Origin of the sequence: Heterorhizobium halophytocola (assembly GCF_017873095.1) — a bacterium.
In the GTDB taxonomy this organism is placed as follows: domain Bacteria; phylum Pseudomonadota; class Alphaproteobacteria; order Rhizobiales; family Rhizobiaceae; genus Allorhizobium; species Allorhizobium halophytocola.
The window spans coordinates 210,740-221,536 of sequence record NZ_JAGGJU010000009.1; the positions used below are offsets into that span (position 1 = coordinate 210,740).

11 protein-coding genes are annotated in these 10,797 nt (G+C 64.5%); 9 read left to right on the forward strand and 2 right to left on the reverse strand.

What is annotated here, in order from left to right:
* The first annotated feature begins 12 nt into the window (after positions 1 to 12).
* From J2Z17_RS17025 to J2Z17_RS17050, 6 genes are read left to right on the forward strand one after another with little or no spacing between them, the layout of a single operon-like run.
* A complete protein-coding gene (locus tag J2Z17_RS17025; RefSeq protein WP_209946819.1) occupies positions 13 to 693 on the forward strand; it encodes an amino acid ABC transporter permease in 681 nt (226 codons plus the stop codon).
* Entirely contained in the window at positions 690 to 1,355 is a 666-nt protein-coding gene (locus tag J2Z17_RS17030) for an amino acid ABC transporter permease (protein ID WP_209946820.1), read from the forward strand. The genes J2Z17_RS17025 and J2Z17_RS17030 overlap by 4 nt, the downstream gene beginning before the upstream one ends.
* Positions 1,356 to 1,380: 25 nt before the next feature.
* Positions 1,381 to 2,307, forward strand: a complete 927-nt coding sequence (locus tag J2Z17_RS17035; RefSeq protein ID WP_209946821.1) for an N-carbamoyl-D-amino-acid hydrolase — start codon at positions 1,381 to 1,383, stop codon at positions 2,305 to 2,307.
* Positions 2,308 to 2,320: 13 nt separating this feature from the next.
* Positions 2,321 to 3,781 (forward strand): dihydropyrimidinase, encoded by a 1,461-nt coding sequence (gene hydA, locus J2Z17_RS17040; RefSeq protein ID WP_209946822.1) that lies wholly within the window; start codon positions 2,321 to 2,323, stop codon positions 3,779 to 3,781.
* A complete protein-coding gene (locus J2Z17_RS17045; protein ID WP_209946823.1) occupies positions 3,778 to 4,452 on the forward strand; it encodes an aspartate/glutamate racemase family protein in 675 nt (224 codons plus the stop codon). Before hydA ends, J2Z17_RS17045 begins: the two co-directional genes overlap by 4 nt.
* A complete protein-coding gene (locus J2Z17_RS17050; RefSeq protein ID WP_209946824.1) occupies positions 4,449 to 5,390 on the forward strand; it encodes a LysR family transcriptional regulator in 942 nt (313 codons plus the stop codon). Before J2Z17_RS17045 ends, J2Z17_RS17050 begins: the two co-directional genes overlap by 4 nt.
* A 117-nt stretch (positions 5,391 to 5,507) precedes the next feature.
* On the opposite strand, the gene J2Z17_RS17055 is transcribed toward J2Z17_RS17050, so the two are convergent.
* Both J2Z17_RS17055 and J2Z17_RS17060 read right to left on the reverse strand, forming a co-directional pair.
* Positions 5,508 to 6,032, reverse strand: coding sequence for a 2'-5' RNA ligase family protein (locus J2Z17_RS17055; RefSeq protein WP_209946825.1), 525 nt, complete (start codon positions 6,030 to 6,032; stop codon positions 5,508 to 5,510).
* 188 nt (positions 6,033 to 6,220) lie between these two features.
* Positions 6,221 to 7,240 (reverse strand): LacI family DNA-binding transcriptional regulator, encoded by a 1,020-nt coding sequence (locus J2Z17_RS17060; protein ID WP_209946826.1) that lies wholly within the window; start codon positions 7,238 to 7,240, stop codon positions 6,221 to 6,223.
* A gap of 201 nt (positions 7,241 to 7,441) precedes the next feature.
* Between J2Z17_RS17060 and J2Z17_RS17065 the strand changes: the two genes are divergently transcribed.
* The 3 genes from J2Z17_RS17065 (at position 7,442) to J2Z17_RS17075 (ending at position 10,707) form a co-directional block, all read left to right on the forward strand.
* Entirely contained in the window at positions 7,442 to 8,476 is a 1,035-nt protein-coding gene (locus J2Z17_RS17065; RefSeq protein WP_209946827.1) for a Gfo/Idh/MocA family protein, read from the forward strand.
* A 13-nt stretch (positions 8,477 to 8,489) separates the two neighbouring features.
* Positions 8,490 to 9,392 carry a sugar phosphate isomerase/epimerase family protein gene (locus J2Z17_RS17070; protein ID WP_209946828.1) on the forward strand — a complete coding sequence of 301 codons (903 nt, stop codon included), beginning with the start codon at positions 8,490 to 8,492 and terminating at the stop codon, positions 9,390 to 9,392.
* Between the two features lie 82 nt (positions 9,393 to 9,474).
* A complete protein-coding gene (locus tag J2Z17_RS17075; RefSeq protein WP_209946829.1) occupies positions 9,475 to 10,707 on the forward strand; it encodes an ABC transporter substrate-binding protein in 1,233 nt (410 codons plus the stop codon).
* Positions 10,708 to 10,797: the final 90 nt, after the last annotated feature.

A 10,797-nucleotide genomic window follows, 5' to 3' on the forward strand; every position in this document is an offset into this window, starting at 1 on the left:
GACGGCTGGAGAATGGACCGCTTTCTCGACACCTTCTTCAACCCCGCCATGCTCAGGACCTATGCGCCGGCGGTGATCGACGGCGTCTGGGTGACGCTGGCGATCGCGCTTGCCGTCATTCTCGCCGGACTGGCGCTCGGCCTGGTGCTGGCCTGCCTGCGCACCTATGGACACCGCCCGGTCAATGTCCTGATCATCTGCTTTGCCGACATCTTTCGCGCCTTGCCGCCGCTGGTGCTGATCCTGCTGATCTATTTCGGCCTGCCCTCGGCCGGCATCCGGCTGTCGGGTCCGATGGTGCTGTTCATCGTGCTGGCGCTGACGCTGGCCGCCTTCGCCGAGGAGATCTTCTGGGCCGGCTTCGCCTCGATCGAAAGGGGCCAGTGGGAGGCGGGGATCGCGACCGGTCTCGGCTTCACCCGCACCCTCATCCATGTGGCCCTGCCGCAGGCAACCCGGCTCGCCACGCCGCCGCTGATCAATCGGGTGCTGGCGATTACCAAGATGACGGCGCTCGGTTCCGTCATCGGGGTCTCGGAAATCCTCTCTGCCGCCATGTCGGCCCAGAGCTTTTCCGGCAGTGCCACGCCGCTGACGCTGGCAGCGATTGCCTATCTGGTGATCTTCCTGCCCTTCGTCTTCGCCGCCCGGTGGATGGAAGCGCGGCAGAACCGGAAGGGACGTGCGGCATGAACGGCGTCATCGACCAGTTCTTCAATCTCGAGATCATGCGCCAGTCGCTGCCGATCCTGATGAAGGGATTGTGGATGACGGCGAAGCTCTGCGCCACGGTGGTTCTGCTCGGCCTGGTGGGCGGGCTCTTCGTGGCGCTCGCGACCCTGAGCCGGCATCCGCTGCTGCGCTATCCGGCGATCGTCTTCGTCGACATCTTTCGCGCCATGCCGCCGCTGGTGCTGCTGATCTTTCTCTATTCCGGCCTGCCCTTTGCCGGCATGCGGGTCTCGCCCTTTGCCGCCGTGGCACTGGCCTTCTTTCTCAACAACTCCTCCTATTATGCCGAGGTCTACCGCGCCGGCATCCTGTCGGTGGCAAGGGGGCAATGGGAAGCGGCCTCGTCCACCGGGCTCAGCCGTACCCAGGCGCTGACCTATGTGATCCTGCCGCAGGCGGTGCGCAATGTGCTGCCGGATCTGCTGTCGAACACGGTGGAAGTGGTCAAGCTCACCTCGCTTGCCTCGGTCGTATCGCTCGGCGAACTGCTCTACAGCGCCAATATGGCGCGCTCGATCACCTACAATGCCTCGCCGCTGGTTCTGGCGGCGCTCATCTATCTCGTCCTGCTCTGGCCCCTGGTCCGGCTCGTCAGCCGCTTCCAGCGACGGCTTGCCGCATGACGATCGCGACCGGAAAGGACATTCCATGACCCGCATGATCATCGCCGGTGCCCAGCTGGGCGCCATCCAGAAGGCCGATACCCGTGAAGCCGTCGTCAAGCGGATGATCGCACTGATGAATGCGGCGCATGCCAAGGGGGCCGACATGATCGTCTATCCCGAACTGGCGCTCACCACCTTCTTTCCGCGCTGGTACATGCCCGACTGGAACGAGGTCGATACCTGGTTCGAGCGCGAGATGCCGAACGGCGCGACCATGCCGCTATTCGACCGGGCCCGGGATCTCGGCATGGCGATGACCTTCGGCTATGCCGAACTGACGCCGGACGGCCACCGCTTCAACACCTCGATCCTGACCGACCGCAAGGGTGCCATCGTCGGCAAATATCGCAAGGTGCATCTGCCGGGGCATGTCGACTACGATACCGAACGCGCCTTCCAGCACATGGAGAAGCGTTATTTCGAGCCCGGCGATCTCGGCTTCAATGTCTGGCGCAACGAAGGCGTGATCATGGGCATGGCGATCTGCAATGACCGCCGCTGGCCGGAGACCTTCCGCTGCCTCGGGCTGCAGGGGGTGGAACTGGTGACGATCGGCTACAACACACCCTCGGTCAACAGCCAGATGAGTGCGGAGGGCCTCGAAAAGCGGTTGTTCCACTCCGACCTGTCGCTGCAGTCGGGCGCCTACCAGAACGCCACCTTCGTCGCCGGCATCGCCAAGGCGGGGGTGGAGGACGGCCATCCGCTGATGGGCGGCTCGATCATCGTCGATCCCGACGGCTTCGTGCTGGCCCGCGCCGAGACGGAGGAGGACGAACTGATCGTGGCCGACTGCGATTTCGACAAATGCGCCTTCGGCAAGACGACGATTTTCGATTTCGAGCGTCACCGGCGTATAGAACATTACGGTCGCATCACGTCGCAGACGGGCGCGATCATCGAGGTTTGAGGAGAGCGGCACGATGACGCATTTCGAGACGGTCATTCACGGCGGCACGGTCGTCACCGCGGGCGAAAGTTTCAAGGGAGACATCGGCATCAGCGATGGCCGGATCGCTGCGGTGGCCGATACGCTGGCCGGTGGCGACCGGCGGATCGATGCCGGCGGGCGGCTGGTTCTTCCGGGCGGCATCGAGGCCCACTGCCATATCGCCCAGGAAAGCTCGTCCGGCGTGATGACCGCCGATGACTATTATTCCGGCTCGGTCTCGGCGGCCTTCGGCGGCAATTCGACCTTCGTTCCCTTCGCCGCCCAGCATCGCGGACAGTCGATCGCCTCGGTGATCGAAACCTATGACGGGCGCGCAGCGCCCAATTCGGTGCTCGACTATTCCTATCACCTGATCATTTCCGACCCGACCGCCGAGGTGCTGGCCGAACTGCCGGGCGTGTTCGCGCGCGGCATTACCTCGTTCAAGGTCTTCATGACCTATGACCTGATGAATATCGGTGATGCCGGCATGCTCGATATCCTGACCATCGCCAAGGCGCATGGGGCGCTCACCATGGTGCATGCGGAAAACAACGAGATGGTGAAATGGATGAACCGGCGCCTTGCAGCCGCCGGCCTCACCGCACCGAAATACCACGCGCCGAGCCGGCCCGAACTTGCGGAAGAGGAGGCGATCAACCGCGCGATCTCCCTTGCCAAGCTCGTCGATGCCGCCCTGTTCATCGTCCATGTCTCGACCAGGGGCGGGGCCGAGATCGTGCGCCGTGAGAAACTGGCCGGGGCAAAGCTGTTTGCCGAGACATGCCCGCAATATCTGGCACTGACCCGCGCCGCTCTCGACCGCCCCGGCATGGAGGGGGCGAAATATATCTGCTCGCCACCGCTTCGCGACACGGCGACCCAGGATGTCCTATGGAGCCATATCCGCGCCGGCACGTTCGAGAGCGTGTCGTCCGATCACGCGCCCTACAGGGCCGATGCGACCGGCAAGTTCCTGAACGGTGCCGACGCAGCCTATCCGAAGATCGCCAACGGCATGCCGGGCATTGCCATGCGGCTGCCCTATCTGTTTTCCGAAGGGGTTCTGAAGGGGCGGATCACGCTTGCCGACTTCGTCCGTCTGTCGAGCACGAATGCGGCACGGGTGTTCGGGCTGGACCGCAAGGGCGCAATCGCCCCCGGCTTCGACGCCGATATCGCCATCTGGAATCCGCAGGAATCCCGTCGCGTGACGCAGCCGATGCAGCACGACAACATGGATTACACGCCGTTCGAAGGAATGGAGATCACCGGCTGGCCCGAAACGGTGATGAACCACGGTCGCATCGTGGTCGACAAGGGCGAGCTGCGGGCCAAGCCCGGCAGCGGGCGCTTCATTGCCCGCAAACCGGTCGACACAGGCGCCATGCCCGGCCACAGGGCCGTCGAATTCGATGTCGTCGCCGGCTACGGTCAGGAGATCGCGCCATGACCGCGACGCCGCTCGGACCGATCCTGGTGATCAACCCGAACAGTTCGGAAATGGTCACCGAAGGCTTGCGCGCGGCGCTGGCCGGATTTGCTCTGGACAGGGGGCCGGCAATCGAATGCGTGACGATCCCCCATGGCCCGCCCGGCGTGGTGACGCAGCGCGAGGTGGACGAGGCCTCGCTGAATGTCGCTGATGTGATCGCGGCACGCCCGGATGCATCGGCCTATGTGATTGCCTGCTACTCGCAGCCCGGCCTGGATCTCGGCCGCTCGATCACGCCGAAACCGGTTTACGGCATCCAGGATGCAGGCGCGCTGTCTGCTCTGGCACTCGCCGACACCTTCGGGGTCATCGCCGTTGCCGAGACCTCCATTCCCCGCCATCTCCGGACCCTGCGCCGACTGGGTATCGACAACCGGCTGGCCGGCGAGGTGGCGCTGGAAGGCAATATCTCGGTCGCCGACAGCGGCCATGGCGAGGAAAGCTATGCCCAGCTGCTCAAGGCGGCCACGCGGCTGAAGGCGATGGGCGCCGGTGCCATCGTGCTCGGCTGCGCCGGCATGTCGGGCCATTGCCAGTCCTTGCAGCGTGAACTCGGCATCGCGGTGATCGACCCGACCCAGGCGGCCGTCGCCATGGCGCTCGGCAAGCTTCTGTCCGGTCGCGCATGAGCGAGGGCGAGGGACGGCCCGAAATATCGCTGCGCCTGCTCGAAATCTTCGACGCGATCATGCGCTGCGGGACGACGGTGGAGGCGGCCCAGCAGCTTGGCATCTCGCAGCCGGCGATCTCGAATGGTATCCGCCAGCTGGAAAGCCAGACCGGCGTCACGCTGTTCGAGCGCTTGCACCGCCGGCTGCAGCCGACGGAAGAGGCTGTCGCCCTGCACGAGGATATCAAGCCGGTGTTCGCGCTGGTGCGCGGCTTTGCTGCGCGCGCGCGGGACATGCGCCAGGGCATGTCGGGTCGTCTCAGGATCATCGCCACTCCGCCGCTCGGCCATACGGTCGCGCCGCTCGCCATGCGCCGGTTCCTGAAGAACCGCGACGGCGTCTCGGTGGCCTATGACGTGCGGCGGCTGGAACATGTGATCGAGGCCGTGCAGAGCGGCCATGCCGATCTCGGCCTAGCGCTCGGCATCGACCGGCATCCGATGGTGAATGTCGAGACGCTCGCGCGCACCCACATGGTTGCGGTGCTGCCGGATGCTGCAAGCAGCGAGGACAGCTCGGTCGATGCGCGGTTTCTCGGTTCCAGCGATTTCATCGGGCTGGAAATCGAATCCCGGCTCGGCCAGATGGTGCGGGCCGCCTTCGAGCGCGACGGCGTCCGCTACCAGCCGCGCGTCGAGGTGCGCTACTGCGCCACGGCCGCCGTGCTGGTGACGGCCGGCATCGGCACGGCGGTTATCGATCCCTTCACCGCCGCCTTCCAGGGCGCGCCGGGCATGACCGTGCGTTCCTTCCTGCCGCCGATCGAGATCGCTGCGGTGATGATCACCCGCAAGGGTGTCCCCCGCTCGCGTTTGCTGCATGCCTTCATCTCCGAGATGAAGACGGCATTGTCCGACTTCCAGGCGGGCGGCGCCAGGGTGATCGCGGCGCCGTGAGCGCGCCCGATCGCTGTGTTTTGTGCTTTCGGCGCTCGGCCCGGCCGACCGGCGGATCGCGATATGCGCGGTACAAGGCCGAAGGAATGCGGTGAACTCGTGTTTACCGGACGTGTTCTAGCTTTGCGGCGTGTCGGCAAAAAGCGCCGTGCGTTCATGCCGCCAAGGGCCGTTCAGATATTCCCAGAGATCGAGGCCGACAATCCGGATCGGATGCGGTTCGAACGTCGCCGCCAGATCGCGGTGGAGGCTGTCTGCGGCGGATCTCGATACCTTGTTCTGCACCGTGATATGCGGCTGCCAGGTCTGCATGTCCTGGGGACCCAACCAGGGCCCGAAGGCCGCGCGCAATTCGGCGCGAACCGCCTGCAGGTCGGGGCTTTCGAGGGCGAAGGCGACGCCTGCGCCAAGATGACGAAGGCCGCACACGTCGGCGGCGAATGCGCAGCGTTCCGCCACGACCTTCGTGAGGCAGGCCGACATCCGATCCAGATATTCGCCAGGCAGACGGTGAAACATCGTCAGATGCGCCCGCAGGAAATTTCGGGCCGGCGGAAAATGGGCTTGCCGCAACCGGTCGAACGGCTGCCTGTCCGCCTCCGCAATCCGGGCGGTGAGGATGAAGGGATGACGCGTCTTCAAGGTGCCGTCCTGATCCGTTGCCACTCTCGCCGGGCATCGACGAGGTCAAGCCTCTCCTATGCCCGAAGCCGACGACTTTTCTACGGGATGCACCCCTGCCTTGTCACCTCGTGCATGGGCGAGGTTCTCGTCGTCGACGGTCGAGAATCCGAGGTCTTGGCCATTTTGGCCCGCCGACAATAGGTCGGCTAGCGGTCGCTTTCCCCTTCGACCATATCCATCGGCCAGAGTACCTGGCGCTGTGCGTCGGGATAGCTTTCGGCGAAGTCCGGCATGGTCGACAGCAGCGTTTCGGCAAGCGAGACGCCGAGTTCGCGCAAGGCGGGCCTGAAGCAGGTGAGCGCGGGCGACAGATACTGGGCGCGGGGACTGTGCTGGCCGATGACGGCGATGTCGCGGCCGGGTCTGAGGCCGGCTTCTTCCAGCCCGCGATAAAAGCCGATGACGGTCGCCTCGTTGACCAGCACCATGGCGGTCGGCCGTTCCGGGGACGCGATGAATTCGCGTGCCAGCGCATAGCCGCCACTCTCGTTGGGTTGCGAGCGAAACACCCGGCTTGTCGGCAAGGCGAGGCCGCGGCTTTCCAGGATTTCCCGGCAGCGCGCCTCGAACACATAGCCGAGATTGATGTCCCCGAGCGGTCTGGATATCGCGATCCGGCTGTGGCCGGCGGCGATCAGCCGGCGGATTGCCACATCCGCCATGCCCTCGAAATCGAGGTCATACCAGGGCTGTCCGATATCGCTCTGGCTGCGCCCGAGCGTGAGAAAGGGAATGCCGGCCTTTTGCAGCATGGCAAGGCGGCCGTCCTGACGCCGGGTGGCCGACAGGATGAAGCCGTCGGCGAAACCCCGGGCGACGATCCGTTTGAGATAGGCATCCGGATCCTCTTCCGAGGAACACAAAAGCGCGACGAGATCGAGATGATGGCGGGCCAGCACGGTCTGCACCCCATCGAAGACGCTCATGAAGAAGGTTTCGCCCTGGCCGGTGATCTCGTGACCGGTCTGCATCATGAAGCCGATTATGCCGGTTGTTCCGCGCCGCAGCGAGCGACCCGCCTGATTGGCCACATATCCATAGGTCTCGGCCGCTTCGAGCACGCGCCTGCGCGTCTGCGGGTTGACGTCCGGCTTGTCGTTCAGCGCGCGCGAAACGGTGCCGATCGAAATTCCCAGATGATCTGCCAGTTGGCGAATGCCCTTCATGATATCTGCCCCTGCCCATGCATGCCCTGTGCGCCGATGATTTTCCTAGGCGCTCAGGTCTTTCGTAATCGTTTACGGAATTTCTGTTGACAGGGCAATAGCGATGCTTTTATCGTCCCGTGAACGTTTACGGAGAATGCGTTTCATGCGATCGCGTCACCTGCTGGAGGAGCAGACGCGATGCGCCGGGAGGAGGTTTCAGTGGTAATGACGGCCGTCTTGAGCGGATGCGGATCCATGGCCAGAGGGTGGCTGAGGGCGATCCTCGACAACCCCGACCTGTCGCAGCGTGTTCGTCTGCGGGGCCTGGTCGATCTCGATATCGACGCCGCCCGGCGTCTGGCCGCGGAGTTCGAGCTCGGCGATGTCGTGATCGGCACGGATCTCGCCGCGGTGCTGGAAGAGACCGGCGCCGAAATCCTGTTCGATGTGGTGGTGCCGCCGGCGCGTTCGACGGTGGTCGAGATCGGTCTCGCCCATGGCTGCCACGTCCTGTCGGAAAAGCCGCTGGCATCCTCGATGGCCGAGGCCGAGGCGCTCATCGCTCTCGCAGGCCAGGCGGAGCGCATTCATGCGGTGGTGCAGAACCGCCGGTTCATTCCGGGCGTCCGGCGGTTGCGGCGCGCCGTGGCCGAGGGCCTGATCGGTGACCTTACGGCAATCCACGGCGATTTCTTCCTCGGCCCGCATTTCGGCGGTTTCCGCGAGGCCATGGACAATGTGCTGTTGCTCGACATGGCGATCCATACCTTCGATGCCGCCCGCTTCATTTCGGCCAAGCAGCCGCAGTCCGTCTATTGCCTGGAAACCAACCCGGCCGGCTCCTGGTATCGGCATGGGGCCGCGGCCGATGCGATCTTCCAGATGTCGGACGGCTGCGTCTTTACCTATCGCGGATCCTGGTGCGCGCCCGGCCAGCCGACCAGCTGGGAAAGCCGCTGGCGGCTCGTCGGTACCAAGGGCATGATCACCTGGGACGGGGCCGAGACCTTCGAAGCGACGATCGCCGGCAAGGAACCCGGGCTGCTGCCCGGTCATGTGGCGGTCGATGTGCCCGCTGCGCCTGAGGATGCCCGCACCCTCGGCCATGCCAGCGTGATCGCCGATTTCATCGACGCGATCGGCAGGGGCGGCGCGCCCGAAACCGTGAGTTCCGACAATATCAAGAGCCTTGCCATGGTGTTCGGCGCGATCGAAAGCGCGCGCACCGGCATGCCCGTTTCCATTGCAGCATGAGGAATTGAAGATCGTGACCAATCCCGCCAAGGCCATCCGCATCGGCACCATGATATCCGCCACGAAACCGGGCGCCGAGACCCGTATCGCCAATATCGCCGATCTCGGCTTCGAAAGCTTCGAGCCGTTCTTCTGGCAGACCACCGGCGGCCAGGACCTGGCAGAACTCGGCAAGCGCTGCCGGGACGCGATCGGCGAGCGCGACATTACTATGGCGACGATCGGCATGTTCGGCAATCCGCTGGAACAGCAGGATCTGGACCGCGAGACCCTGCAGGGCTGGAAGGACTGCATCGACAATGCCCATCATTTCGGCGCGACCTGCGTTGCCGGCTTCACCGGCCGTATCCGCGGCAAGGTGCTGACCGACAGCCTGCCCCGCTACCGCGAGGTCTGGAGCGAGCTTGCAAAGCGTGCCGCCGACAAGGGTGTGCGGATCGCCTTCGAGAATTGCGCCATGGACGGCAACTGGCAGACGGGCGATTGGAACATCGCGCACAATCCGGATGCCTGGGAGCTGATGTTCAACGAGACGCCGGACGACAATATCGGGCTCGAATGGGAGCCCTGCCACCAGATGGTCTATCTGATCGACCCGATCCCGCAGATCCGCAAATGGGCGCACAAGATCTTCCACGTGCACGGCAAGGATGCCAGCATCCGCTGGGACGTGATCCGCGAGCATGGCATCTTCGGCAAGCACCCCTTCGTCTTCATGCGCACGCCGGGATTCGGCGACACCAACTGGACGGACGTGATTTCCGAGTTGCGGCTGGCCGGCTGGTCGGGGTCGATCGACATCGAGGGGTGGCACGACCCCGTCTATCGCGAGGCGCTGGAAATCACCGGCCAGGTGCATGGCCTGAATTATCTGAAGCATTGCCGGGGCGGCGATTTCGTCGACATCGCCGGCTGAGGCATGACGTGCATGCGGCGGTCACCGGGGAGGATCTGGGCCGCCGGACCTGACAACAAGGGATGACCAGGAGGAGGAGACTATGGCTATCCGCAAACTTGCAGTGCTTGCCGCGCTGACGCTCGCAGGCGTCGCGGCGCTTTCGCTTGCCGCACGGGCCGAGGACGTGAAGATCACGGTCTGGTCGCTCGACCGCGACATCCAGCCGGCACCCAATCTGATTGCCGACTTCAACAAGCTGAAAACCGGGATCACCGTGGAATACCGGCAGATCCAGTTCGACGATGTGGTCAGCGAGGCGATGCGCGCCTATTCCACCGGCCAGGCGCCCGACATCATCGCCGTCGACAACCCGGAGCACGCGCTGTTCGCCTCGCGCGGCGCCTTTCTCGACCTCACCGACATGATCGCCAAGTCCGATGTCATCAAGCCGGACAACTACTATCCCGGCCCGCTCGCCTCGACGAAGTGGGACGGCAAGAATTTCGGCGTGCCGAAGGCGACCAACACCATCGCGCTCTACTACAACAAGGACATGTTCAAGGAGAAGGGTCTCGACCCGGACAAGCCGCCGCAGACCTGGGACGAGCTGGTCGCCGATGCGCGCAAGCTCACCGACCCGTCGAAGAACGTCTACGGCATTGCCTTCTCGGCCAAGGCCAACGAGGAGGGCACGTTCCAGTTCCTGCCCTGGGCGCAAATGGCGGGTGGTTCCTATGACCACATCAACAGCGACGGTGCGGTCAAGGCGCTGGATACCTGGAAGACGATCATCGACGAGGGCCTCGCCTCGCGCGACACGCTGACCCGCAGCCAGTGGGATTCGACCGGGACCTTCAATTCCGGCAATGCCGCCATGGTGATCTCGGGGCCTTGGGAACTCGACCGGATGAGCGAGGAGGCGAAATTCGACTGGGGCGTGGCGCTGATGCCGGTTCCGGAAGACGGCGCGGAACGCTCCTCGGCGATGGGCGACTTCAACTGGGCGATCTTCTCGACCACCAAGCATCCGGAGGAGGCTTTCAAGGTGCTCGAATATTTCGCCTCGCAGGACGACCGGATGTTCAAGGATTTCGGCCAGCTGCCGGCCCGCTCCGACATCAAGATCCCGCCGACCGGCAACGCCAAGAAGGATGCCGCGCTGAAGGTGTTCGAAGAGCAGCTTCAGTATGCCAGGCCGCGCGGCCCGCATCCGCAATGGCCGAAGATCTCCAAGGCGATCCAGGATGCCATCCAGGCGGCGCTCACCGGGCAGATGTCGGCCAAGGAGGCGCTCGACCAGGCGCAGCAGAAGATCGACGCCGTCCTCGGCTAGCAACCTGGCGGACCGGGCCCGTCACCATGGCCCGGTCTCCTCTGGAATACCCAACCCTCCCGGGCGGGGTGCTTGCGCGACAGCGCGGCA